Source organism: Paraglaciecola arctica, from assembly GCF_018861065.1.
GTDB lineage: Bacteria > Pseudomonadota > Gammaproteobacteria > Enterobacterales > Alteromonadaceae > Paraglaciecola > Paraglaciecola arctica_B.
Window position 1 is genome coordinate 249,038 of sequence record NZ_JAHKQO010000045.1, and the last position, 25,957, is coordinate 274,994.

The 25,957-nt window shown below is 39.4% G+C and carries 25 protein-coding genes; 13 read left to right on the top strand and 12 right to left on the bottom strand.

Features of this window, described 5'->3' with window-relative positions; all coding sequences use genetic code 11:
• Positions 1-170 precede the first annotated feature (170 nt).
• From secF to tgt, 4 genes are all read right to left on the bottom strand, one after another.
• Positions 171-1,112 (bottom strand): protein translocase subunit SecF, encoded by a 942-nt coding sequence (gene secF / locus KO534_RS20150; protein ID WP_215932626.1) that lies wholly within the window; start codon positions 1,110-1,112, stop codon positions 171-173.
• A 10-nt stretch (positions 1,113-1,122) separates the two neighbouring features.
• Positions 1,123-2,967: a protein translocase subunit SecD gene (gene secD / locus KO534_RS20155; protein ID WP_215932628.1), complete on the bottom strand. Its 1,845-nt coding sequence runs from the start codon at positions 2,965-2,967 to the stop codon at positions 1,123-1,125.
• A 61-nt stretch (positions 2,968-3,028) separates the two neighbouring features.
• On the bottom strand, positions 3,029-3,364 hold the full coding sequence (gene yajC, locus KO534_RS20160; RefSeq protein WP_215932630.1) for a preprotein translocase subunit YajC: 336 nt from the start codon (positions 3,362-3,364) through the stop codon (positions 3,029-3,031).
• Between the two features lie 43 nt (positions 3,365-3,407).
• Positions 3,408-4,526, bottom strand: a complete 1,119-nt coding sequence (tgt, locus tag KO534_RS20165; RefSeq protein WP_215932632.1) for a tRNA guanosine(34) transglycosylase Tgt — start codon at positions 4,524-4,526, stop codon at positions 3,408-3,410.
• 363 nt (positions 4,527-4,889) lie between these two features.
• Here tgt and KO534_RS20170 point away from each other — a divergent pair, with 363 nt between their 5' ends.
• Positions 4,890-5,960 carry a hypothetical protein gene (locus KO534_RS20170; RefSeq protein WP_252732287.1) on the top strand — a complete coding sequence of 357 codons (1,071 nt, stop codon included), beginning with the start codon at positions 4,890-4,892 and terminating at the stop codon, positions 5,958-5,960.
• A gap of 250 nt (positions 5,961-6,210) precedes the next feature.
• On the opposite strand, the gene KO534_RS20175 is transcribed toward KO534_RS20170, so the two are convergent.
• From KO534_RS20175 to KO534_RS20185, 3 genes are all read right to left on the bottom strand, one after another.
• Complete coding sequence (locus KO534_RS20175) at positions 6,211-6,804, bottom strand: hypothetical protein (RefSeq protein WP_215932634.1); 594 nt, start codon at positions 6,802-6,804, stop codon at positions 6,211-6,213.
• 420 nt (positions 6,805-7,224) lie between these two features.
• Positions 7,225-8,271, bottom strand: a complete 1,047-nt coding sequence (queA, locus tag KO534_RS20180; protein ID WP_215932636.1) for a tRNA preQ1(34) S-adenosylmethionine ribosyltransferase-isomerase QueA — start codon at positions 8,269-8,271, stop codon at positions 7,225-7,227.
• A 335-nt stretch (positions 8,272-8,606) separates the two neighbouring features.
• Positions 8,607-8,912 (bottom strand): DUF6471 domain-containing protein, encoded by a 306-nt coding sequence (locus KO534_RS20185; RefSeq protein WP_215932638.1) that lies wholly within the window; start codon positions 8,910-8,912, stop codon positions 8,607-8,609.
• Positions 8,913-9,097: 185 nt separating this feature from the next.
• Between KO534_RS20185 and KO534_RS20190 the strand changes: the two genes are divergently transcribed.
• The 9 genes from KO534_RS20190 to KO534_RS20230 all read left to right on the top strand — a co-directional run bounded on the left by KO534_RS20190 (position 9,098) and on the right by KO534_RS20230 (position 15,626).
• Positions 9,098-9,487 (top strand): YjfI family protein, encoded by a 390-nt coding sequence (locus KO534_RS20190; RefSeq protein WP_215932640.1) that lies wholly within the window; start codon positions 9,098-9,100, stop codon positions 9,485-9,487.
• 15 nt (positions 9,488-9,502) lie between these two features.
• Positions 9,503-10,189 (top strand): PspA/IM30 family protein, encoded by a 687-nt coding sequence (locus KO534_RS20195; protein WP_215932642.1) that lies wholly within the window; start codon positions 9,503-9,505, stop codon positions 10,187-10,189.
• Between the two features lie 33 nt (positions 10,190-10,222).
• Complete coding sequence (locus tag KO534_RS20200) at positions 10,223-11,272, top strand: potassium channel family protein (RefSeq protein ID WP_215932644.1); 1,050 nt, start codon at positions 10,223-10,225, stop codon at positions 11,270-11,272.
• 12 nt (positions 11,273-11,284) lie between these two features.
• Positions 11,285-11,932, top strand: coding sequence for a YjfK family protein (locus KO534_RS20205; protein ID WP_215932647.1), 648 nt, complete (start codon positions 11,285-11,287; stop codon positions 11,930-11,932).
• Between the two features lie 56 nt (positions 11,933-11,988).
• Positions 11,989-12,405, top strand: a complete 417-nt coding sequence (locus KO534_RS20210; RefSeq protein ID WP_215932650.1) for a DUF350 domain-containing protein — start codon at positions 11,989-11,991, stop codon at positions 12,403-12,405.
• Between the two features lie 9 nt (positions 12,406-12,414).
• On the top strand, positions 12,415-13,029 hold the full coding sequence (locus KO534_RS20215; protein ID WP_215932652.1) for a DUF1190 family protein: 615 nt from the start codon (positions 12,415-12,417) through the stop codon (positions 13,027-13,029).
• A 33-nt stretch (positions 13,030-13,062) separates the two neighbouring features.
• A complete protein-coding gene (locus tag KO534_RS20220) occupies positions 13,063-14,226 on the top strand; it encodes a glutathionylspermidine synthase family protein (protein WP_215932654.1) in 1,164 nt (387 codons plus the stop codon).
• 72 nt (positions 14,227-14,298) lie between these two features.
• Positions 14,299-14,868, top strand: a complete 570-nt coding sequence (locus KO534_RS20225) for a rhomboid family intramembrane serine protease (RefSeq protein ID WP_215932656.1) — start codon at positions 14,299-14,301, stop codon at positions 14,866-14,868.
• A 59-nt stretch (positions 14,869-14,927) separates the two neighbouring features.
• Positions 14,928-15,626, top strand: a complete 699-nt coding sequence (locus tag KO534_RS20230) for a VC0807 family protein (RefSeq protein ID WP_215932658.1) — start codon at positions 14,928-14,930, stop codon at positions 15,624-15,626.
• A 151-nt stretch (positions 15,627-15,777) separates the two neighbouring features.
• On the opposite strand, the gene KO534_RS20235 is transcribed toward KO534_RS20230, so the two are convergent.
• The gene (locus KO534_RS20235; RefSeq protein WP_215932660.1) at positions 15,778-17,070 is read right to left on the bottom strand and encodes an alkaline phosphatase; all 1,293 of its coding nucleotides are present in this window, start codon (positions 17,068-17,070) and stop codon (positions 15,778-15,780) included.
• Positions 17,071-17,197: 127 nt separating this feature from the next.
• The gene (locus KO534_RS20240; RefSeq protein ID WP_215932662.1) at positions 17,198-18,151 is read right to left on the bottom strand and encodes a chemotaxis protein CheV; all 954 of its coding nucleotides are present in this window, start codon (positions 18,149-18,151) and stop codon (positions 17,198-17,200) included.
• A 260-nt stretch (positions 18,152-18,411) separates the two neighbouring features.
• Between KO534_RS20240 and KO534_RS20245 the strand changes: the two genes are divergently transcribed.
• The 3 genes from KO534_RS20245 to KO534_RS20255 all read left to right on the top strand — a co-directional run bounded on the left by KO534_RS20245 (position 18,412) and on the right by KO534_RS20255 (position 23,446).
• Positions 18,412-20,010: an isocitrate lyase gene (locus KO534_RS20245; RefSeq protein WP_215932664.1), complete on the top strand. Its 1,599-nt coding sequence runs from the start codon at positions 18,412-18,414 to the stop codon at positions 20,008-20,010.
• Positions 20,011-20,238: 228 nt separating this feature from the next.
• The gene (locus KO534_RS20250) at positions 20,239-21,180 is read left to right on the top strand and encodes a LysR family transcriptional regulator (RefSeq protein WP_215932666.1); all 942 of its coding nucleotides are present in this window, start codon (positions 20,239-20,241) and stop codon (positions 21,178-21,180) included.
• A gap of 103 nt (positions 21,181-21,283) precedes the next feature.
• Positions 21,284-23,446, top strand: a complete 2,163-nt coding sequence (locus KO534_RS20255; RefSeq protein ID WP_215932668.1) for a malate synthase G — start codon at positions 21,284-21,286, stop codon at positions 23,444-23,446.
• A gap of 290 nt (positions 23,447-23,736) precedes the next feature.
• On the opposite strand, the gene KO534_RS20260 is transcribed toward KO534_RS20255, so the two are convergent.
• The 3 genes from KO534_RS20260 to KO534_RS20270 are packed head-to-tail and all read right to left on the bottom strand — an operon-like array spanning position 23,737 to position 25,955.
• Entirely contained in the window at positions 23,737-24,837 is a 1,101-nt protein-coding gene (locus tag KO534_RS20260; RefSeq protein WP_215932670.1) for a nucleotidyltransferase family protein, read from the bottom strand.
• Positions 24,834-25,679, bottom strand: coding sequence for an HprK-related kinase A (locus KO534_RS20265; RefSeq protein ID WP_252732288.1), 846 nt, complete (start codon positions 25,677-25,679; stop codon positions 24,834-24,836). The genes KO534_RS20260 and KO534_RS20265 overlap by 4 nt, the downstream gene beginning before the upstream one ends.
• A gap of 12 nt (positions 25,680-25,691) precedes the next feature.
• Positions 25,692-25,955 (bottom strand): hypothetical protein, encoded by a 264-nt coding sequence (locus KO534_RS20270; protein WP_215932675.1) that lies wholly within the window; start codon positions 25,953-25,955, stop codon positions 25,692-25,694.
• Positions 25,956-25,957 lie beyond the last annotated feature (2 nt).

Genomic DNA, 25,957 nt, shown 5'->3' on the forward strand with positions numbered 1-25,957 from the left:
TGACCACCAGTGGTGATAAAGACTGTTAGAAAGTGTGTTTTAAAAGGGAATATTATCGACCACCCAATACAACAAAGCGCAGAACAAAAAACACCAATGATGTAGTGCTTTTGTTCTGCGCCTTAGCGCATATGGTTTTTGTGTGGTTAAATAGTTTGAACCAAAGTAACCTAAATTACCGCGTCTTGGTCCGCCCCTTCTTTTTCAATTTCAGTAGGCATCAAATCTTCTTTACTGATACCTAACGTCAAAGCCACTAAGCTAGCCACATAAATTGAAGAATAGGTGCCTATTACTACCCCAAACAGCAAAGCTGTCGCAAAACCATGAATAGTTGCACCGCCAACAAAAAACAAAGCAAGCAAAACTAAAATAGTGGTCAAAGAGGTAATGATGGTTCGGTTAAGTGTCTGGGTCAGAGAAATATTAATAATCTCTTCTGAATCACCTTTACGTATTTTGCGGAAGTTTTCACGAATACGGTCACACACCACTATTGTATCGTTCAATGAATAACCAATCACTGCTAACACCGCTGCCAGTACAGTCAAATCAAATTCTAACTGCAAGATTGAAAACAATCCCAAAGTGATGATTACATCATGAGTTAGGGCCGCTACCGAACCTAACGCAAAGCGCCATTCAAAACGCAGAGCGACATAGATAAGGATACAAATTAACGCCACCAACATCGCCAATCCGCCTTGTTCAGTGAGTTCATCACCGACACTGGAGCTTACAAAAGAACTGCCGCGCATTTCTGCACTGCTGTCAGCCTCTTGCAATACTTTGATAGCCGCGTCTCCTAACTCAGAAGGTTTCACTCCTTCACGAGAAGCTAAGCGGATCAACACATCTTGGCTGCTACCAAAATTTTGAACTACGGCATCCTTAAAATCCGACGCTTCAAGTTGTTTGCGGATCTGTTCTAAATCAGCGGTATTTGCATACCCCACTTCAATTTGAGTCCCACCAGTAAAATCAAGGCCCCAGTTCAATTGGTTAATTGCTAAGGATGTCAGAGAGCCTATTAGTAACAAAATCGACAAAATGGCCGCTGGTTTTCTCAGCGTCATGAAGGCGACGGTTTCTTTCATTTTTAATATTTGCATGTTGGCGCTCCTAAATTGACAACTTGGTCAGACGTTTACCGCCCCACCATGCATTAACGATGACACGAGTCACAATGATAGCCGTGAACATTGAAGTGATGATCCCAATCATTAGGGTAATAGAAAACCCCTTAATTGGTCCGGTACCGACCGCAAACAAAATTAAACCTACTAAGAAAGTAGTGATGTTAGCATCTAAAATAGTTGAAAATGCACTGTCGTAACCATGATGAATGGCTTGTTGCGGACTACGCCCATCGTTAAGTTCTTCTCGTATTCGCTCGAATATCAAGACGTTAGCATCTACTGCCATACCAACAGTTAGTACTATACCTGCCATACCAGGCAAAGTTAGCGTTGCTCCTGGAATCATTGACATAATACCAATGATCATCACTAAGTTTAGAGTCAGCGCCACATTGGCCACCAAACCAAACTTTTTGTAATAGACCAGCATAAATATGAGAACGGCAATGAAACCATAAACAATAGCTTTGGTGCCTAGGTCGATATTTTCTTGCCCTAGACTGGGTCCCACTGTACGTTCTTCGATGATTTGAATAGGTGCGATTAACGCCCCAGCTCGTAATAACAATGCTAAATCGTATGCTTCTTGAGGTGAATCTAACCCAGTGGTTTCAAATTGATTACCAAATACACCGTTAATAGTTGCCACACTAATGACACGTCTTTCTTCTTCAAAAATTAGTTTGTCATCTTTGTCGCGTTCACCAGTGGCTTTAAATTCAATAAACACCACTGCCATTGGTTTACCCACGGCGCGTTTAGTGAAGTTAAGCATCTTAGCTCCACCTTTAGAATCAAGGGAAATAGAGACTTTTGGCATGCCATACTGATCAACACCACTGTTGGCATCGATTATGGAGCTACCCGCTACTATCACTTTCTTTTTAAGTAGTTGCGGACCACCTTTTTCATAAGGCAACAATTCGGAACCTGCAGGCACACGGCCATTTACCGCGTCACGCACGTCATGATCTAAATCGACTTCACGATATTCAAGGGTTGCTGTTGCGTTCAAAATTTCTTTTGCTTTTGCGGTATCTTGAATACCCGGCAATTGCACCACAATACGGTCTGGGCCTTGCTTTTGTACTGTCGGCTCGGCGACCCCTAGTTGGTTCACACGGTTACGAATAATGGTGATATTTTGTTTTACAGCATAATCACGAGTTTCAGCTAGTTTTTGGTCCGACATACTCGCAAAAATAACTAAATCGTTTCTTTCAACAAAGACTAAATCACGGTTTCTATTTTTAAGGAAGAACTCGGCTGAATCTAGGGTTTCTTGGTCGCGAAAATAAATTTCTACCCCGTCATCTACTTGCTTCACAGTGCGATAACGAATACCTTCTTGGCGCAATGCAGTACGAAAATCGCCTACCATATCTTGCAGATTTTTAGATAAAGCCGATTTCATATCCACTTCCATTAGAAAGTGCACACCACCACGCAAGTCAAGACCAAGCTTCATCGGAGTACCACCTAAACCTTCTAACCAAGCAGGTGTGTCAGGGGCTAAGTTCATCGCTACAAAATAATCATCACCTAAGGATTTTTCAATTTTTTCGCGAGCCATAAGTTGGCTATCAGAATCATTCAAACGCACAAGAATTTGGTCGTTTTCGATGACTATACTTTTACTCGATATATTTGCAGTTGCCAATTCAGCTGTGACTTTATCGACAACTTCAGCATTGATAACAGCATTTTTACCCGCTGATATTTGCACGGCATGATCTTCACCATACAAATTCGGCGAAGCATATAAAGCACAAAGGCCGATCACTACGATCACCAATAGGTACTTCCATAGCGGAGTTTGATTTAACACAAGAATTTCCTTCCAATCTTACAATAAAAAGGGGCCGCTGAGCCCCTATCGCTATCTATGTTTAGATGGCCTTCATAGTGCCTTTAGGCAAAACTGCAGACACGGCAGATTTTTGAATGACTATGTTAGTGCTGTCGTTTAAAGCAATTTCAATAAAATCTTTTTCTTCGGTCACTTTAACAATTTTCCCAACCATGCCGCCTTGTGTTAACACTTCATCACCTTTGCCTAGCGATGAAACCAAGTTTTTGTGATCTTTAACACGTTTAGCTTGCGGACGATAAAGCATAAAATAAAAAATCAAACCAAACACGCCCAGCATGATTAACATTTCAAACCCACCACCAGCAGCTCCGCCTGCATCTTGTGCATACGCATTGGATATAAATAAACTCATAATTTCCCCTAATTTTTGTAAATTTTAATTGTATTAGTGCCAGTTAGTCTTGTAACTGAGGCACTGGTAAGTCTTTTTGTGTGTAAAATTCAGTAACAAACTTATCAAGTTCATTTGCAGCAATAGCATCCCGCAAACCTTGCATAACACGCTGGTAATAACGCAGGTTATGGATAGTATTTAAACGTGCACCTAGTATCTCATTACATTTATCCAAGTGATGTAAGTATGACCGAGAATAGTTTTTACAAGTGTAACAATCACATTTTTCATCTAATGGACCGGTATCGGTTTTATGCACGGCATTGCGAATTTTAACCACCCCATTGGTAACAAACATGTGACCATTACGGGCATTTCGAGTAGGCATAACACAATCAAACATATCAATGCCACGTCGCACAGCTTCCACTATATCTTCTGGTTTTCCTACCCCCATTAGATAACGAGGTTTATCTGCTGGAATCTGGTCAGTGGTATGATCCAGTACTTTGATCATTTCCTCTTTTGGCTCACCTACAGACAAGCCACCAATGGCATAACCATCAAATCCAATATCCTCTAGTCCTGCCAAAGATACGTCGCGCAATCCTTCGTACATACCACCTTGAATAATGCCAAACAATGCAGAAGGGTTGTCGCCGTGCTCCGCTTTGCTGCGCTTAGCCCAACGAAGTGATAATTCCATAGAAACCCGTGCTTCGCTCTCAGTAGCCGGATAAGGTGTACATTCGTCAAAGATCATCACGATATCAGAACCTAAATCACGTTGCACTTGCATAGACTTTTCTGGTGTAAGAAGAATTTTTTCGCCATTTATTGGCGAGCGGAAGGTCACACCTTCTTCAGTTATCTTACGTAAATCACCCAAACTGAATACTTGGAAACCACCAGAATCAGTCAGAATAGGTTTATCCCAATGCATAAAATCATGCAAATCACCATGTTGTTTGATGATTTCGGTACCTGGACGCAACATTAAATGGAAGGTATTGCCTAAACAGATGTGAGCACCTGTTTCATCTAATTCTTCGGGTGTCATTCCTTTAACCGTACCGTAGGTACCTACTGGCATAAACGCTGGAGTTTCTACTACTCCGCGGTCAAAAATCAAACGGCCTCGGCGCGCCTTGCCATCTGTATTATCTAATTCAAATTTCATTTATTTATCTCTGCTTACCGGAAAACAGTCCGATGGCGAAATTAGATTGCAAAAAAGAATGCAAAGCGACTAAACGCTATACTCAAATTTACAAGCCCTGCTTAAAAACGATGCGAGATTATATACGAATCGGCTTAAGGTTTAAAAACATATCAACGATAATTTGAGCATGATTTGATAACTGAAATGAACCACTACTGATTAATCGTTAATTAGTACCCTTTGAAAGCCCTAGCGCTCAACCTCCCCCTTTAGAATTGTGTGCAATGAGTACGTTTTGATTCGCTACTAACATACTGATTAAAAATCGATTATATTAACGCCATTCGGTGCATCACTCACTCTCAAATTCGGTATAGTTATTTGTCAAACAATAAGTTACAGCACTTCGACAACACTGAAGAAACACCACAAACGAAGAGCAATCAGTTTTTTTCGAAGAAATTTTGGCTGCGTTCGCCTAAACAAATTATCCCTACTCTGCGTTCTAGGTTTTCACAATTAACACTTTCGCAATGGATGTACTTTTTCGCATTTTTAATGTTAATGATCCATGCAGATGAAGATATCCAAAAAGATACTGGATTGTTGTGGGTTGGAACGATAGCCGGTATAGGACTTGTTAGAGAGCTTTGGCACGTATTTATTCGTACCTGGGAGCACATGTTAGGTAAAGGCCTTGTTTTAGTTTTGTACGCTGCGACTGCCAATTTTGCTTTCGCTATTTCAGCACTTAAAATCAATATTATCACTGGTATCGAACCTGGCCCTTTTGTTTTCACCTTAGGCTTTGCCACTTTAATTATGCTGCCGTTTTGGTTGCTAATGAGCTCCATTATGTTTTTTTCTGTCGCTTTGGTAGCAGGAAACCTTTGGCTAATCGTCGGTGTGTTATTACGTCTGGTAAAAATCAAAGTTAGGGTACATTGGGAAGACAGAGTATTTGTTATTGTGACCATGATATTGCGACTGGTATTGATACCTTATGTCATTATGTCGATTTTCTATATTGCAGTTCCATACGCTGAACAAATCGAATTATTTGATCAGCCTATGGCACTGATCAAAGAAGAGTCATCAGAGGATGCTAATTCACTAGACGAAACGGGTCATAAAATTGACGATAAAATAGTATTGAGTGAGTCTGAATCGAAAAATATCAAACTCACATTAAATAGAAACCAATTTATTCTACCTGTCGATGAAAGCGGCAAGATAAAATGGCTAGACAATGTCATTGCAGGATTTATTTATCATTTTGAAACCTATCCAAAATCAGCCTGTGTAAAACGCCCCGAACAGCGCAGTTTACCCATAGATGAAAATTTGATTTTACTGGTCACCAAAGATGACTCTGTTTTAGGGTACGCCTTTAGTGTGGGCCCTTGTGTAGGAAACTATTTTGATGCTAAACAATCACCATCTAGTGAATAATGCCCGACAACAATAACAATTTGAGAGCTTGAATAGACTCGCTCTCCCTGCACAAGAAATAAAGTTCTAGATAACATATTTAAGAAAAAAGAATTATGGTTGTAGAACGATGACTAGTGTCCTTGCAATTGAAACTTGAAGCTTCAATTAACGAGTTTGATTTATAAGCTTTAAATCATACCCACTATTTTCCAGAAATATCGGACTGGTAACACTTGCCAGTCCGCCAAGTTTAGAGGCCTAGCAAAGCTTAGTTAACAGCTCGTCTAGAACACACTCCTAAACAGCCCAACAATATTAGACTCAATATTGGAGGAACTGCAACATCTGTTTGTTCAGTAGCAAAAGTAATAGCGCCTTGCCATAGATCACCGGTGTCAATAGCGTCACCGCCATCGTAACGAACAATCAAAGTATTTGCGGTAAAATCTACCGAGAAATTAGTCAAATAGGTACTAGAAATAATGCCTACCGATACAATTTCGTGCCCGGCTGGCCAATCTATATCATCTATAGTCATGGTCCAACCCAAGGTGATAATTGGATCAGGTAAACCAGTTGTCACTTCCTGCACAAACGAAATTGAATTGGCGAAAAAGCTGACTTCCATTTCAGAACCATCATTCATTCCAGCAGGTAAAATATTGCCATCGGATACTGGTTCATAGCCCATAGTGACACTTATTGGGCCGAATTCATTATCGCTAAGGAAGCCATCACTATATAAACTAACGTTTAGTCCGTCGGGATCAGTTAACAAGTTCCCACTGGCCGAGTGCGTATAACTAAAAAATAAAAACAAACTGCTGTATAAAGATAAAACTACTTTTTTTCTGAACATCATAGTTCTCCGGTTTTGTAGTCCTCAGTTAAAACAACACTAAGTAAAAGCATTTTCTGAAGGTTAAATTTGATATTACTGTACTCGAACACCATTCTCACTGGCGTTTGTGAATGGCGAAGAAAATTACGCAAATTCTATTCCGGTAAATAAATCTATTTAATGATCAAAATGTTAGAGGTAGTTGGCTGGAGTTCAAAATTGAAAAACTAGATAAGGTGTAAAAATAACTGACACAAAACACCTTAACATTCCGAAAATATCGGAGCTTAAGAGGAGCTCGAACCTATCTACTAGTGCACAACTTTGTTATCGATGTTTTATGATTCTATCAATACGTAATACTTTTATATTCGACCTAATCCTCAGACGTATTCTTATTGAAACTTACGTCAAATGTTGCGACCAAATCGAATAAATACATTAACTATTTTGCTTCTCCAAAAACATTGCATCACCGTAGCTAAAAAATCGATATTGTTGTTCTATAGCTTGTTGATATGCATTTTCGATATTTGCTTTGCCACAAAACGCGCTGACTAACATTAACAAAGTAGATTCCGATAAATGGAAGTTGGTTAACATGGCGTCAACTAATTGGAATTCGTAGCCGGGGTAAATAAAAATATCCGTATCCGAGAAGAAAGGGCTTAATTGTGTGCAAGCCTTTAACGACGCTTGGGCTGCAGATTCGATTGAACGGACCGATGTAGTACCCACTGCGATGACTCGCTTTCCCGCTGCTTTTGTGGCCAAAATAGCCTCTACAACTTGTGGTGAAACTTCTGCGTACTCTGAATGCATTTGGTGTTCAAGAATATTATCTACACGAACCGGTTGAAATGTACCTGCGCCAACATGCAGTGTAACAAATTCCGATTGCACACCTTTGTCTTTAAGTTTCTGCAAAATGTCATCATCAAAATGCAATCCAGCGGTAGGAGCAGCAACAGCACCTGGGACGCGGTTATAAACAGTTTGATACCGCTCTTTATCTGAGTCTTCGTCAGGTCTATCAATGTAAGGTGGCAAAGGCATATGACCATATTGCTCTAGCAAACTTAAAACCGGCTCTTCACTCAAAAATCTCAACTCAAATAAGGCTCCTTGTCGGGCCACCATTTCTACTTCTACGGAGCCTTCTAAAATCAGCTTACTGTCTACTTTCGGAGATTTGCTAGCTCGCACATGCGCTAAAACTCGATGTTCATCTAATACCCTTTCAATTAACACTTCGACTTTTCCACCAGACTCTTTTTGGCCTAGTAGCCTTGCTGGAATGACTCGGGTATTATTGAAAATAAGCAAATCACCTTGTTCAATTAGGTCGACTATTTCAGCAAATTTTTTATGTGAAACCACGCCATTGTTACCGTTAAGATGCATCAAACGGCTGCTACTACGCTTCTCAGTAGGATAACGGGCGATTAGGTTTTCTGGCAGATCGAAATGGAAATCGGATAGTTTCATAGTAGTCTCAACATTATTTGCAGCGCATTTTACGTATCTTTTTTAATACCTGCAATCAAGTATGTATACCCTAATTATATTGCACATAAATTCCACTGAATTATCATTACCCCACAGTTAGATTATTGACGTTTTCTCCCAAACTGTTCTTCGCCCAGTGCATTGACTAGATGCACTGGGCTTTTTTTTGCTTAAAACTTAAAATTAGCGACCGAGCTGGTGCGATTTACACCTGTAACTGGAGGAGAGTTAATAGTTTTCTTCTTTATGTTGGCAGTTCAATTCCTAGTCATATGAAACTAATTTCAAATTCAAAAGATATTTTGAGTATCTATTTATTCCAAAGGGCTACCTAAATCGGTAAATATTTCAATAATTTCATCACGCTCAATCTTACGCATATTCAGCACGTACATGATTTGTAACAACAAATCTGCCCCCATTATCCCCTTGTTGACTTTATTTCTTAGGTTGTCTGCGCTTTGATGTATGCCTATATTAGATAGTCTGTCGCTGAGGTCTTGATACTTAGTACCTCGTTTCGACATTTCAGCCTTAAGCAGACGCTGAACCAGTTGTCGCCAATCAGCAGCTAGTGATGGTACTGTGTTGTCAGTTGTTCTATCATTATTTTTGGACATAATATTAGCTTTTACCAAATAACCAAACGTGAATTATAATTTACATTTAAAACATATAAATATCAAATGTTGAAAATATAATTTGACATATTAACTTTAAACTGACTAAACTGTGACACGTAATATCACTGATGGCTATCATCTTTGAATTACACATTAGTCATTAGCCTTACAGGAGAGTAGCCATGACTTGGGATCTTAACCAACTTGAGACCCTTTTATCAAACAACCAAGATTTGGTTGTGACTAAAGAAGAAAATTGTTTATTAGTAGCAAATAGCGATGGAATCGACGCTTGGTTAGCCATTAGTGGTGAACAGATTTTGGTTGAAACACTATTGTTTGCCAAGAACGAAGTCAAAGATTGCGCGCTACTGAACGAAGAAATTTTAAAAACCCACATGCTATTCCCATTGACAACGGTAGGAATTTCGCAAGTCGCGGGTGAAGAGTATTACACGGCGTTTGGTTCGTTGAGTTCACAGTCAAAAGCTGAGAGCGTTATGATTGAACTAGCTACTCTGTTTCAAAATGTAGAAGCATTTTTAGACGCTTATCAAGATCACTTGCAGTAACCGAGGAGAGTTAATATGTCAGTTTGGAGAAAATTAATCACCGCAGTAAAAGGCGGCGCAACTGAAGCAGCACAATCTGTTGCCGATAGTCAGGCAATTCGTATTCTTGAGCAAGAAATTCGTGAAGCTAAAGACGAGTTACGTAAGTCTGATCACGCCAGAACTCAAATTTTAGCTAAGTGTAAACTTGCTCAGCAAAAAGTAGATAGTTTACAAGCTTCTATTGAACAATACGAAGCTCATGCACGTAAGGCCGTGGATACCGATCGTCAGTTAGCCCTAGATTGTGCGCAAAAAGTCGGTGATTTACGTGCTGAACAAGAAGGCGAACAAAAGTACCTTGATCAGTTTAAGCAGTCAGAAAAACAACTTGCTGCGAATATCAGCCAAGCTAAATCAAACTTGAAGCGTTTAGAGCAACAAGTTGATATGGTAAAGGCCACTGAATCAGTTCAAAAAGCTCAGGTAGCTGTGTCATCTAGACATTTAGGTGCTAACAGTAAAATGAAAACCGCAACTGAATCATTATCCAGAATCCAAGATAAACAAAACTTACGTAATGCTGAATTGCAAGCGGCTGAAGAACTTGCTACTGAAGAGTCGAGTGACGATTTAAGTAAACGTTTAGCAGAAGCTGGTATAGCAGGTGGAAGTGGAAGTGCATCTGCAGATGATGAATTAAGCCGAATATTAGGCAAATAGATTATTGGCTTTTTAAGTTAAATAAGGCAATTGATGTTTATTAGAATACGCAAGATGTTGAGTCGAGTGTTTGCCGAGATGCGCTGGTACAGTATTGTACTGGCGCTTCTTTTTTACGGATTAACAAGTTGGATCTTGTTGAGTCTGGTAGGTGAAGATTCCTTAACAAATTCCGTAGATTTTATTTATTGGTTAGTCGTTACAGGCTCAACCGTTGGCTATGGTGACTTATCTCCTAGCACAACTGCCGGTAAATACTTAGTTTCCTTTTACATTATTCCATTAGGTCTAAGTATTTTTGCCCTTGTTTTAGGGCGTATTGCGAATTGGGTATCGAATCAGTGGCAAAAAGGAGCAAGAGGTTTGAAAAGTTTAAATATTGAAGATCATATTCTTGTGCTGGGTTGGAATGGTCATCGCACTATACGATTATTAGAGTTGTTAATTCGAGAACGCACTTCCTTTGAAAACGATCCAGCAATAGTGCTATGTGTAAGGGCAGATATCATTAATCCATTACCCGGCCAAATTGAATTTGTCAAAGTTTCTACTTTTAGTAACGACTCAGATATGGATAGGGCTTGTGTAGACAAAGCAAGTGTTGTTTTAATGGATAATCCAGAAGATGATCTTACTATGACTACGGCTTTATACTGCAGCCAGCGTAATCCAAGTGCACAAATGGTAGCCTATTTCAACGATGAAAGTTTAGTAGGACTATTACAGAAACACTGTCCTAATGTTGAATGTACTCCAAGTGTTGCCGTAGAGATGTTAGCTAAATCGGCGTTTGATCCTGGTTCAAGTTTGTTACATCATGATCTTTTAGATATTAACCATGGACAGGCACAATACTCGGTTAGCATTCCTGCGCATATTCCACCATTAAAAATTGAACATATTTTTGAAACACTTAAACGTAAATATCGCGCTACTTTGATAGGTATGGTCAAAGCAGACGACAAGTTAAATATTCAAGTTAATCCAGATTTAGATTTAATGCTCTCCCCCGGTGATAAGATTTTTTATATTGCGGATGAGCGAATAATCAAATTTCAATGGGATGATTTTGTAGATAATTAAATAGGCGCGCAAATGTTTAGTAAATTATTTGGTAAGAAAGAAACCCACACAAAACCTAAAGCACCCGAAATTATGGGTTTGTACTTAGGAGGTTCATTTGAACTCGATCCACTTAAACTGCGTTTAATTGAACCTGAGTTAATGATTGAAGAAGCCGCGAGCCAACACCTGATCCAAGCTGTAGGTGAAGTAAATTTAGATACCGGCGGCAAAATATTGCGCTTTTACACAGATGACGATGCATTTTTACAGGTAATATTAGATGGTGGAGAAACCGAAAATCACATTACAGATGTCAAGCTATGGTACTTTTACGAAACTAAAACCATAGGTACAGAGGCGCAATGGAAACAAACCATCGCATCGGGTATATCCAAACCCAGCTATCAACTTGAAGATGCGCAATACCAGCGAGTATGGGATGCAGTAGGTGACGTATCCCCTCCAGTGGCAATGACAGAAAAGACCTACGAACAAGATGGTGATACCAGCGAAACCGATCAATTTGTGATGTTATATGAACGTCAACTTGACGGAGACGAAACGGAAACGTTATTAGTGACGGCGGAAGAAAAATTAGTGAATAACAATTTTGACCGGTGCTTAGTGATCAGTACTGGCTTTAATATTGGACAAGCAGATATAACGATTAATGGCTAACAATTAATTGATATTATTGACTCAAATAAATACAACCTAATAAAAAAGGAAAAATAATGGACGCAATATTAAATTCAATATCAGGCTTGGGAAACTTTGCGCTGTATTTTGTAGTTTCAATCTTGTTGTTATTTGTGTTTAAAGTGGTGTACGCCTTTGTCACTCCCCACGATGAGTGGGCATTGGTTAAGGTCCACAAAAATCAAGCCGCCGCTATAGGATTTGGTGGCGCCATGATAGGTTTTAGTATTGCCTTAGCCGGAGCTGTTGCTAATTCAGAGTTTTTGATTGATTTTGTTGTTTGGGGGGTAGTGGCAATCATAGCTCAGTCCCTAGCTTTTGCATTATTGCGTTTTACCTTTATGCCCAAAATTGCCGATAGAATTGACAAAAATGAAATCTCTGCAGGGACAATTTTAGCGGCCGTTTCTATTTCTGTTGGGCTGCTTAACGCTGCTTGTATGAGTTATTAGGAGAGCCCTATGCAATCCCACAAAATTAAGCGTTCAAAGTCGATCAATCTGAGCAATATGCGAAAAAGTTTTAGTGTTAAACCATTAGCACTAGGCGTTGCCGCAATCTTTCTTTCAGCTTGTGGAGACGAACAAGAAGCCACTGTATTTACAAACGTAGATGAGTGTACTAATGCTAACCCAGAGTTTGCAGAACAATGCAAAACCGCCTACGAAGAAGCTTTACTAGAAGCTGAGCGAACTGGCCCCAAATACAACACTCAAAGTGATTGTGAATCCGAGTTCGGTAACAACCAATGTAGAGTGGTACAACGGGATTCAGGCTCTTTTTTCATGCCATTTATGGCGGGCTACATGCTAAGCAATATTATGTCGCCTCGAGGGTATTACTCGCAACCAATGTTCACTTCGTATTCTCGGTACTCACCCTATCGAAACAGATGGATAGGCGCTGATGGTTACGATTTTGGTGACCAACGTACCCGAAATATGCGAGTGAATGAAAAAGCCCTAAAACCTAAACCTACAGTGACTAAAACTATGAGTCGAGGCGGTTTTGGTAGTAGTGTAAGAGCTAAATCAAGTTGGGGCAGTAGCTCTAAAAAAGGTGGTTGGGGTGGTTAACCCCTGTTTTAGACGTTTTATAGCACGCCATCTATGTTAAGAGTCTCTATACCCGAACGTGCCAATTGGAAAAGAAAAGCCGAGGAATTCGGCTTTAAATTTCATACTATGTATGGTGAAGCTTATTGGGATGAGTCGGCTTATTATCAATTTTCTCTACAACAAATTGAAGACGACCTAGAAGCACCCACTGAAGAAATTCAGCAGATGTGTTTAGAGGTAGTAGATAAAGTTGTGAACTCTCAGGAATTACTAGAAAAATTTCAAATTCCAGAACTTTTTTGGCAACAAATAGCTGATTCTTGGCATAAGCGAGACCCCAGTCTCTATTCCCGCTTAGACTTTGCTTATCATGGTAAAGGCCCGGCCAAATTATACGAAAATAATGCTGATACTCCCACATCATTGTATGAATCAGGATTCTGGCAATGGTTATGGTTAGAAGAACAAGTCAATGGAGGAAAAATAGCTAAACAAGCAGATCAGTTTAACTCGCTACAAGAAAAACTCGTACACAGGTTAGCCACTATTGCCAAACACTACGATATTGACCAGATGCATTTTGCCTGTTGCCAAGATACTGATGAAGACCGCGGCACTGTGCAGTATTTACAAGACTGCGCCAAGGAATCAGGGTTACAAAGTGACTTTGTATTTATAGAAGATATTGGCCTGGCTGAATGTGGCAGTTTTAGTGATTTGCAAAACCATAAAATTGAAACTTTGTTTAAGCTTTATCCGTGGGAATTTATGCAAAGGGAAGAGTTTGGAGAATCGATAGAAAAAGCTTGTGTGAATTGGCTTGAGCCTATCTGGAAGTCGATTTTATCTAATAAAGCCTTAATGCCTATGCTGTGGAGACTATTTCCCAATCATCCGAATTTATTGGCGGCTTATTTTGAAGATGAATTAAACCAAGCTAAAGAAACCAAACTAGTGAAAAAACCTATCTTTTCTCGAGAAGGTGCCAATATTAGCGTAATTGATAAAGGTAAAACGGTATTACACGCCGACGGCCCATATGGTGAAGAAGGCTTTATTTACCAAGCTTATTATCCCCTGCCACAATTTGGAAATAATCATACATTAATTGGTTCATGGCTAGTGGATGATCAAGCCGCTGGAATTTCGTTACGAGAAGATTCATCCCCTATCACCCAAGATATGTCACGTTATTTACCGCATATTATTTTGTGACAATTTGACATGACTTTTGCAGAATATATCGGCCACACTATTCTCCAATGTTTTAAACGCAGTTTAATTTAGATGATTCAATCAATAAACAAAGCTTCAAATACCAAACAACAAGTTCGCTTAGTATTAGTGATAATTTTGGTGTTCACTGCCATAGAAGTAGTGAATTTTCTTTCGGGAAGAGTGCTTAATCATCTAGGAAATATTCCACGTTATGTCCCTGGACTTAGGGGCATCATTTTAGGCCCGTTTTTACACGGTAGTTTACAGCACTATTTTTCGAATATTATTCCGTTATGCATATTCAGTTTTCTATTGCTGCAGTATGGATTGAAACGCTTCATGCAAATAACCTTGTGGATAGTTGTGATAACTGGATTGTTGGTGTGGCTATTTGGTCGGCCAGCAACACATATTGGTGCAAGCGGTGTTATTTACGGCTATTTTGGTTACCTAGTCTTGGCGGGGTTTTTAAGCGGTAAATTTAAACTCATGATTATTTCTATTTTAGTCGCGTTTTTCTACGGCGGTTTGATTCTAGGTGTTTTCCCCTCAACTCCTTTTGTTTCTTGGGAATCCCACCTTTTTGGTTTTATTGTAGGCTTAGCTGGTGCAAAATTATGGGCAAAACCTTCGCCCTAGAAGATTAATACGAATATAATACGCTTAAGCAATTTTGCAGCAACGGTAACGGGTAATCAATGTCAGATTCAAAACCACAAAAACAATCGGGCCTGTTAGGCAACCTAGCGTTCAACATCATAATTCCTGTTCTAATTTTAACAAACCTCAGCGGTGAAGAATATTTAGGACCTGCATGGAGTATTGTTGCAGCACTAATTTTCCCTATAGGTTTTGGTATTTGGGATCTTAAACAAACTTCTAAAATTAATCCTTTTTCAGTATTGGGAATTGTCAGTGTTTTCTTAACTGGCGGCATCAGCTTATTAGAATTACCCGCCGAATACATTGCAATTAAAGAAGCCACTATCCCAGCCATTATTGGTGTTGCGGTGTTGTTTACTCAGAAAACCAGTAAACCTTTGTTGAAAGTATTTGTTTTAAGTGAACAGATAATTAATTGGGACAATCTCAATCAATCACTAGAAAACTCTGGAAAGAGTAACGAATTTGAGAAAAAAATGGCGATTAGTTCGTATATTGTCGCCGCGTCATTTTTCTTGTCAGCAGCATTAAATTACATTTTAGCGAAGGTGATATTGGTGAGCCCACCAGGTACCACAGAATACACCGAAGAGTTGGGCAGGATGACAGCATTGAGTTATCCAGTGATCGTGATCCCGAGTATGCTGATGTTAATTACGGCTTTGTGGTACATTTTTTCGCAAATCAAAAAGTTAACTGGCGAAGATTTGGAACACTTTTTAGCAGACATTTAGACGACTTGTTACGAGCTTGTATCTCGAAGCAGGAACGATGATTTTAGGTTCACACGCTGAGAATTAGGTTGACTAAAGTAACAGGATATTAGCTGGCACTTATAGATACCAGCTAATATTGTTAACTAAACTTACCTGACTAAAATAACCTTTATTTCTTGCCCAGCAACTCAAACAGAATTTGTCCGATTTGAGTATTGTCCAAATGACCGTTAAAACGTTCGCTGGCCTTTCCCTTAGCAAATATCTGTACATCCACTCCAGTGTGACCAGAAGTAGTCCAACCAGTGTCTGAACGCTCGTCTAAAATTTTACAAATGGTCTTGTAAAAAGGTTTTGGCTCATTTGACTCAATAAGGTTTAAGCTGTTTACTTCTTCTTGTGTGAGAGCAAATCCTAATAAATCAGAAGCGACTAAACCTTTATTTTTTTCTGACACTAACTGTTTAGCTATTTCAGTAGGTGATGCCTTTAGATTTTTTATCCACTCAGGTTTCCAACTATAATTACCGTTGGCTCCAATAGTGAGCCCTCCGGTACTGTGATCGGCTGTAAGTACCATCAGTGTGTCAGGGTTACCGGCAATGTAATATTCCAACCATTCCAATGTCACCGCAAGATCATGCATTTCAGCCATAGCTGAGCCTATATCATTACTGTGACCTGCCCAGTCGATTTGACTTGCTTCTATAAGTAAAAAGTACCCTTGATCATTTTCTAGCTGTTGGATAGCAGCCTTGGTTAGAACTGGTAGTCGCATTTTGTTCACACTGTCTAATGCCCAAGTCATACCTGAATCCGCAAACAATCCTAACAAAGGCTTACCTGTTGATAACGAATTTAGTTGCGATATTTTATCGATATATTGATATCCAGCTGACTTAAATTGTTCAACCAAGTTGCGATCTTCGCGAATAAAATACTTCCAACCACCTCCTAACATCACGTCAAACACAAATTGCCCGTTGGCTCTTTCATCAAAATAACTGTCGGCTATTTGATCATAATTTTGACGGCTTGCATTGTGTGCACCAAAACTAGCGGGGGTGGCGTGATTAATCTGTGAAGTCACCGCAATACCGGTTTTGAGCCCTTTCATTTTGGCAAATTCTAAAACCGTTTGAACGGGCTTTTTATTCACATCAACACCAATCGCTCCGTTATAAGTTTTCACTCCCGCTGACAACGCTGTTGCGCCTGCCGCAGAGTCTGTTACAAAACCAGAATCCTTGTGAGGATGAGTACTCGACATACCAACCAACAACCTGTCAAAAACAGTTTGTTCTACTTCAGGAGTGCTAGGATCGTCAGCATACATACGATAGGCGGTAGTGTACGCTGGGCCCATGCCATCACCAACAATCATGATAATATTCTTAGGAGTATTAGCAGCGACTACAGAGTGTGATAACACGGCTAATAGGAGGATCGTTATTTGCTTCATCTGGTCTCCATTGATGAAAAAGTAAAATATAATTCTGCGGAATTAAATATTAGATATTAAGAGGAAATGAAGTGTAGATTATATATATTACCAAAAAGTGAAGGTAACCCATTTTATTAGGGTAAAATCAACTTTCAGAGTCTAATAACTCTCGCATTCTCTGTTGTACAACATCGACTAACAAGTCTGGTTGGAACTTAGAAATAAACCGATTACAACCTACTTTTTCAACCATAGCATCGTTAAAGCTACCACTTAACGAAGTATTTAGTGCAATAAATAAATCACTCATGCGAGGGTCTTGTCTAACTTCCGAGGTTAAGCGATATCCATCCATTTCCGGCATCTCTGCATCGGTAAACATCATCAAGATTTCATCGGTTACTATTTTGCCTTCATCAGCCCAACCACGTAGAAGGTTGAGGGCCTTTAACCCATCATTTTGTTCTATGATCTCTAGACCTAACTGACTGAGGGTTTCTCGTATTTGCCAACGAGCTGTTGACGAATCGTCGACTATTAATACCTTTTTGCCTTTAAGATGCACCGCGACTTCTTTGTCTAACACTTCTTCAGAAATGCTAGTGTCGTATTCAACAATTTCCGACAGCACTTTTTCTACATCGATGATTTCAACAAGTTCGATAGCACCGTTAATGTCAATTTGTGTAATAGCAGTTAAATAGTTATTTTTACCAGCAGAAGAAGGAGGAGGTTGAATATCACTCCATGAAGTGTTGATTATACGTATCACTTCTCCAATTAAGAATCCTTGCACACTTCTATTGTATTCTGTGATGATCACATTGACCGCTTCATACTCCCCCTCTTTAGCGCGCATTTTAATCGCAGCTCGGAGATCAATTACGGGTATGGATGCCCCCCTATAGTTAGTCACTCCTTTAAGGTTGGGGTGAGAACCAGGAATTTGATTCATGAAAGGTATCGTTATGACTTCTTTTATCTTGAATACATTCAAAGCAAATGTGTGCCTAGTACCCATTTTGAACATTAGTAACTCAAGTCTATTTTCACCGACTAATTTAGTACGCTGATCAACTGAAGACATTAACTCTGACATGCAAGCTCTCTGAATGAATTATTCAATATAAAAAACAGTTAATAGTACACCTACTCACAATATCAATAGTAGACACTTGAAAAAAGTATTACCTAATAAAGACTTTAGTTACTAAGACCTACATTCACCATAGTGATGATGAAAATACTTTATATAGATTATTAATATGAAAAATTCCTATATAGGATGATTAACAACAGCAACCCACTACATGTTATCGGTTGTTTTATTTTTTCCCTTACTGTTATAGGAATATTCAAATGTCACAATATCAAAACGATGTTAAACAGATTGCAGAACTAAAATCTACTAAATCTGGTACTTGGAATGCAATCGATCCAGATTATGCTGCCCGCATGAAAGCACAAAATCGCTTTAAAACGGGATTAGATATTGCAAAATACACCGCAGCAATCATGCGTAAAGACATGCAAGAATATGATGCAGACGCAAGCCAATATACCCAATCATTAGGTTGTTGGCATGGATTCATTGGTCAACAAAAAATGTTGTCAGTTAAAAAACATCAAGGCACAACAGATAAAAGTTACTTGTACTTATCTGGGTGGATGGTAGCAGCTCTACGTTCTGAGTTTGGCCCGCTTCCTGACCAATCTATGCATGAAAAAACGACAGTTGCAGCATTGATAGAAGAGCTTTACACCTTCTTACGTCAAGCAGACGCTCGTGAGCTTGGTGATCTATTTAGAGAATTAGATGAAGCCAAACAGCAAGGACGAGATACTAAAGAAATCCAAGCTTCAATTGATAATTATGAAACTCATGTAGTGCCTATTATTGCTGACATTGATGCTGGATTTGGGAACGAAGAAGCTACTTATTTGCTAGCAAAAAAATTGATTGAAGCAGGAGCTTGCTGTATTCAAATAGAAAACCAAGTATCTGATGCGAAACAGTGCGGACACCAAGATGGTAAAGTGACAGTGCCACATGAAGACTTTTTAGCCAAAATTAACGCTGTGCGTTACGCCTTTTTAGAATTAGGTGTGGATGACGGAGTGATAGTCGCTCGTACCGACTCTCTTGGTGCCGGTCTGACTCAAAAAATTCCTGTCTCACAAAACGCTGGTGATTTAGCCGCGCAATACAATGCCTTTCTTGATACTAGCGATGTAACCTCAATTGAAGAGCTCGCAGACGGCGATTCTGTGCTTAAACAAAATGGTAAGTTAGTTAAACCTGTGCGTTTACCTAACGGTTTGTATAAATTTAAAGAAAACACTGGTTTCGACCGCGTGGTACTTGACTGTGTCACCTCTTTACAAAACGGTGCGGATCTCTTGTGGATAGAAACAGAAAAACCCCATGTTGGGCAAATCGGTGACATGGTGCGAGCAATTAGAAATGAGATCCCTAATGCTAAATTGGTGTACAACAATTCGCCTTCTTTCAACTGGACCCTAAACTTCCGTCAGCAAATATTTGATGCGTGGTCAGAAGCCGGTAAAGACACCAGCAATTATGTTAGAGATGACCTAATGTCAGTAAAATATGATGACTCTGAATTAGCCCTTGAAGCAGATGAAAAAATCAAGACTTTCCAAGCCGATGCTGCCCGAGAAGCTGGAATTTTCCATCACCTTATTACTTTACCAACCTACCATACAGCGGCTTTATCAACAGATAACCTTGCTAAAGGCTATTTTGGTGATGAAGGAATGTTGGCTTACGTTAAGGGTGTACAACGTAAAGAAATCAGAGAAGGCCTTGCCTGTGTTAAACATCAAGCTATGGCGGGATCTAATATGGGAGATGACCATAAAGAATACTTCTCAGGGGATCAAGCACTTAAAGCGTCAGGTGAAGACAATACTATGAATCAGTTTGATGCTGCCTAATAGCAAGTAAGTAAACTTAAATCGATAGCTTTCAGCAATGCGCTGTGAGCTATCGTCATCATTCAAGAAACTAATGATAATTTTAACCAATCAATAAAACTCAATTAACTTCCCTCCCAGAATTTTCAATAACCAACTGTTTTATATGTATTATTTAAGTTATGGAAAAGATTTAAAATACTGATAACATTCTAAATATATATTGAGTTTTAGTTCGAGATAATAAACATGAATATTGCCAAAGTGGATTTAAACCTGTTGGTTTATTTAGATGTATTGCTAAGAGAAGGCAGCGTAACAAAAGCCGCAAACCAATTGAGTATTACGCAACCTGCTATGAGTAATGGTCTAAGAAGATTGCGAGACTTGTTTAAAGACCCACTGTTAGTGCGCACCAGTGACGGAATGACGCCTACTAAAAGGGCTTTAGAGTTAAAACCTATTATTCGAGATGTACTATCAAAACTTGAAACAACTATTCAACCCGATATAGATTTTAATCCCCTTGAAAGTGAACGTACCTTTAGGATCATGGCCAGTGATTACGCAGAATCAACCTTATTATTAGAAGTAATAGGAAGATTAAATAAGCAGGCACCAAATATTACTCTTGATTTGATTACCCCTAGTGACGTGACCTTCCACGATGTTGAACAAGGTAAAGTCGATATGGCCATCAACCGTTTTGAAGAATTACCTTTGTCGTTTCATCAAAAGGTCGTGTGGTACGACACATTTTCTTGCGTTGTGAATAGTAGCAATCCAATAGTAAAAAACTTTAATTTAGAGCAGTATCTGGACCACAAGCATATTTGGGTCAGTAAAACCGGTTTTGGTGTAGGCGTTGGTATCGACCCCAATGAAGTTCAAAAACTAGGTTGGGTAGATGCAGAGTTAACCAAAATTGGTAAAAAGCGAGATATTAGGGTGTTTACTCGTCACTACCATGTAGCTTTACAATTGGCTAAGGCACAAAATTTAATTGCGACCTTACCCACCAAAGCAGCGTATATGTATAGTGACGATCCTGGGCTCGAAATAGTAGTACCTCCCTTTGATATTCCACCTATTGCCCTAAAAATGGCGTGGAGCGCCCTACTTCAACATGATGCTGGTCATATTTGGTTAAGACGACTAATTACAGAAGTCGGAACAGAATTGACCACCTAACCCCTCATTTTTTTAATGAATGAAAGAAATAATCAACATAAATTAATAGATATAATACTGAAAGAGTAAAATCGGTTCATTAAGAATTACCAGAGAGCGATTTATGCAAGTTCAGTACATCCAAAAGGGCAGATTAAAGGTTGCCAAACAACTCGAACAGTTTATTACCCAAGATGTTTTACCTGGGGTACAGGTGTCAGCAGAAGAGCTTTGGGATAAATTTGCAGACGCGCTGCCAGAGCTGCTGTCAATTAATCAAGGTTTGTTGCAAAAGAGAGAACATCTACAACAACAAATAGATGAATATTGCCGTTCAAGACATGCTCTCGATGTTAACGAATACCAAACCTTTTTGACTGAAATTGGCTATTTGCAAGCAACGCCACAAGACTTTGAAATCAACACTCAAAATGTAGATCCTGAGATTGCCGCCATGGCAGGCCCACAGTTAGTTGTGCCTATAAACAATGCGAGATTCGCCTTAAATGCAGCCAATGCTAGATGGGGCAGTCTATACGACGCTGTTTATGGCTCTGATATTATTGAGCAATCACACCGCGCTACTGGAAAAGGCTATGATGCGACTAGAGGCCAAAAAGTCATAGACTACGCTCGAAAATGGTTAGACATCATTGCGCCACTAGAAATGGGCAGTCATAGCAACAGTAAAGACTACGCTATTAATGAAGGAGCACTGACCGTCACTTTAGCTAACAATACAAAAGTTGGCTTAAAAACCCCGCAGCAATTTGTTGGATTTCAGGGCTCTCTCGAACAGCCTATTTGCATTCTCATTAAGCATAATAATATCCACGTTGAAATTCAATTTGACCAGCACAGTGTGATTGGCCAACAAGACACCGCGAACATCAAAGATATATTTTTAGAGTCAGCGCTGACTACTATTATGGATTGTGAAGACTCTGTTGCTGCAGTCGACGCAGACGACAAAACCTTAGTCTATAAAAACTGGTTAGGTTTAATAAAAGGTGATTTAGCTGCCATCATCAGCAATGGCAACAAAGCAATCACACGAACCTTAAATCAAGACAGACACTATCAATCATCAACCGGAGAATCCTTTAGCCTATCAGGAAGAAGTTTGATGTTTATCCGCAACGTTGGGCACTTAATGACAACCGATGCCATTCTGTTTGATGACAAACCTATTTACGAAGGCATTATGGATGCCCTGATCACCAGCTTAATCGCTAAACATGACTTGCTTGATAACGGCGCTTTCAAAAATAGCCAAGCTGGTAGTATTTATATTGTTAAGCCTAAAATGCATGGCCCTGAAGAAGTTGCCTATGCCAGTTTACTATTTACCAAAATGGAAGCGGTTCTAGATTTACCCGAACGTAGCCTTAAAATAGGTTTAATGGATGAAGAACGACGCACTAGTTTGAACCTAAAAGCCTGTATAAAAGCAGCAAAAGATAGAGTGGTATTCATCAATACAGGTTTCCTAGACCGCACCGGAGACGAAATACATACATCAATGCACCTCGGGGCATTCGCCACCAAAGCTACAATCAAAACCAGACCGTGGTTGAACGCTTATGAACAATCCAATGTGGTGACTGGAATCAACGCTGGTTTGTCGGGTAAGGCACAAATAGGTAAAGGCATGTGGCCCATACCAGACAATATGGCTGACATGATGCAGACGAAAATAGCCCACGTACGTTCTGGCGCAAATACCGCATGGGTGCCCTCACCTACAGCAGCGACTTTACACGCCCTGCACTACCACCAAGAAAGTGTCTTCGACATCAGATCAAAGATGGCTATCCATGAGGATAATTTACTTGAGAAAATGTTAGATATCCCGCTACTCAACGATGAAGCATTATCACCTGAGCAAATACAACGAGAGTTAGACAATAACGTACAGGGCATTCTAGGTTACGTTGTAAGGTGGATAAATCAGGGAATTGGCTGTTCGAAAGTACCCGACATTAATAACGTCGGTTTAATGGAAGACAGAGCCACGTTAAGAATATCGAGTCAACATATCGCTAACTGGTTAATGCATGAAGTGATATCAAAAGAGCAAGTAGAGAAATCAATGCAAACCATGGCCAAATTAGTCGACAAACAAAATGCCGGCGATAGTGAATATGTAGCTATGACGCCTGATGCAGAAAACTCAATCGCCTACCAGGCAGCGTATGAACTGATATTTCAAGGAAAAGAGCAACCTAGTGGTTATACTGAACCCTTGTTGCATGCTATGCGAGCAAAGCTAAAAGATATGCTCTAATATACACTGTTAATGCAGCCTCGAAACAATCACGTTACCACGTTGAGAGGCTACAGCATTAAAGCTATCAACTTGCCCCAAATGAAATATAAACCATACAACCAAGCTCCACTTTTATTGCGCGGCAGTTTGTCATGACCAAGGGGCAACATGCCCATCTTCATAAACACGATACTGTCATCACAGGTTACAATCAATGAGCGGCGAAATAAACAAGAACAAACTAACCTATTGTTTTTATTATAGGTAAGGTAAATGAAGCAACACATTAAGTTCCAAACTAAGGTTATTTACTTCTCATCTAAAAAGTACTTTCCGAAGAGAAACTCCAAAGTGCCCTTATAAGATTTGATGGCTAAGTGGCTAATTAAAATATGGATGGGCATCTTAAGCCAGTGACCGCGAATAAAAATAAGAAATCGAGAAGTACTATTTTTGTAATTATTAAGTAAGCTGTGCCGTGGCATTATTCCATTAAACAAAATCTTATTTATGAAAAAATCGCTATACAACGACTTATATCGGGATCTTAATTTAGGGAAAATTGATGGCTCTTGTGTTCCAAATATATTCATAAGTAAAACTAAACAATAATACAATTCTTTCTCAAATTGCGTTTTGCTTGCCAAAATTTCAAGGCTTCGCCAAAATTCACTACTTTCGTATTCGTTAACAAGTAAATGAATATCAAATAGATCTCTAAAAGCATTTGTGAAGTCTTCGTTCATAAATAGATGAATAATACTGTGTAATACGGTTTCTGCCTTCCCTAACACGAGGCAGCCTCCTGCAACAGTTTCAACAGTCGAAGAAAAAAGGATTACATTGGGTGAACGGCCACTAATCGGCAAATAAAAATTGTGGTGTACGTCAAGTACAGTTTCACGTAGCACATGAAATAAAGGTGGGATTTCGTGAGCCCAATTCCGGTAGTATTTTTCATCATAATCTGAAAGTTTTTCGGACTGCCAAAGTGCAGATTTGAGAGCCGACTCTACATTTTCTATTTCATCCTTTTTAACCAATATATCAATATCTGACACAATTCGTCCTTCGCTATTCAAACTATTGCGCAAAATATAATTGGCACCTTTTAGAAAAATGGGGTTTACATCTATTTTAGCAAGTAAAACCCGCAAACTTTCACTTTCAAACAGAACTTGAGCTTTCTGTCTTGAAGCATGTATAGAAGCAGCAAATAAATGCTTTTGAGCATATTCAGGATAAAGTTCAAAGCACTCCTTGGCTATTGAGACATGGTAAAAGCTCGCAAGCAACTTACTTTCACGGAAAATTAATATTAACTTGGCCCAGAGCTCAAGGGGAAGGTCAACTGCACCCTCTGGCGCTATCAAGAAACTGGCAAGTTGTTGGTTGCTAAATATACTCATCTAATAATGTCTTCTGACAAAAAGGCTTGTACATCACACAGCTCACCAAATTCAATCTCAAATAATGCTGCCCGTTTGATAATTTTATCCACCATTTTGAACCCTAAATTACCAAGAACACCATAATTAAATGCATTTTTACTCAGAGTTTCAAACGCTTGCAGTTGATCCAACGAATAAATTTTGAGGTCACTATTCGCTACAAATTTAGGAAATATCACTGCCACGATCTCTGTTGGTTTACATTGGATGTACTGTTTCCAACTTGAAGCTTTTAAGTGGGCAACATCTCCTTTGTGGGTATCTTTCCAAGTAGATGTGAAAACGGATTCAGGAAACCATTGTTTTACCAAATCAATGGAGTTGTTTTTTAAACAAACTGGGCGATATAAAGGAGAGACAAAACCAGATTCCAAATCGATAATGGCCATTTCATCAGAATACAAATTCCAGCCAGACATAGCCAGATACGCCGTAAGTGTACTTTTACCAGAGCCAGGTGCCGCAGGAAAGATTATAGCTTGATTATTCTTGACCAACACCGCAGCATGAACCAACAATCGCGTATGGTCATGTGTGGCAATACACCAATTCATTCCCCATTCTAGTAATGCATAAGCTTGTGCTAAAGGTAATGGTTTAAAAGGGCTGTGCTGATCACAATAAAAAGAGACTTGAGGCCGGAAAAAACGTCTTGTAAAAGAAGGCGAAGCGACTTTGATTTCAAAATCCGCCGGAGTATTAGGAGGTGTTGCATCTCCGTATATAGAGTTAACTGTTGGGGTGATTTGTCGATGCGCACAGGTCACGTTGAAGGCATATAATCCAGTATTAACAACCAATGGCATTTCCTATTATGAGTGTTTGACTATGAATCTATTTTCAACTAACCAATTTTCTAATTTAAGTAGTTCCTCATTGTCAATATTTAACCAGCTTTGCATATCAATGCTTGAAAAGGTGTCGGGTAATTTATTTGATACCATCTCAATGGCTAGTTTTTGATGTTGATTTTTTAAGAAAGCTGAACGACCACTGCATTCGCTATATAAAGCGATACCGCTTTCATCATCCATGACCGCATTTGAGGCCTTGGGATGTAAGCGATACTTGTTCACTG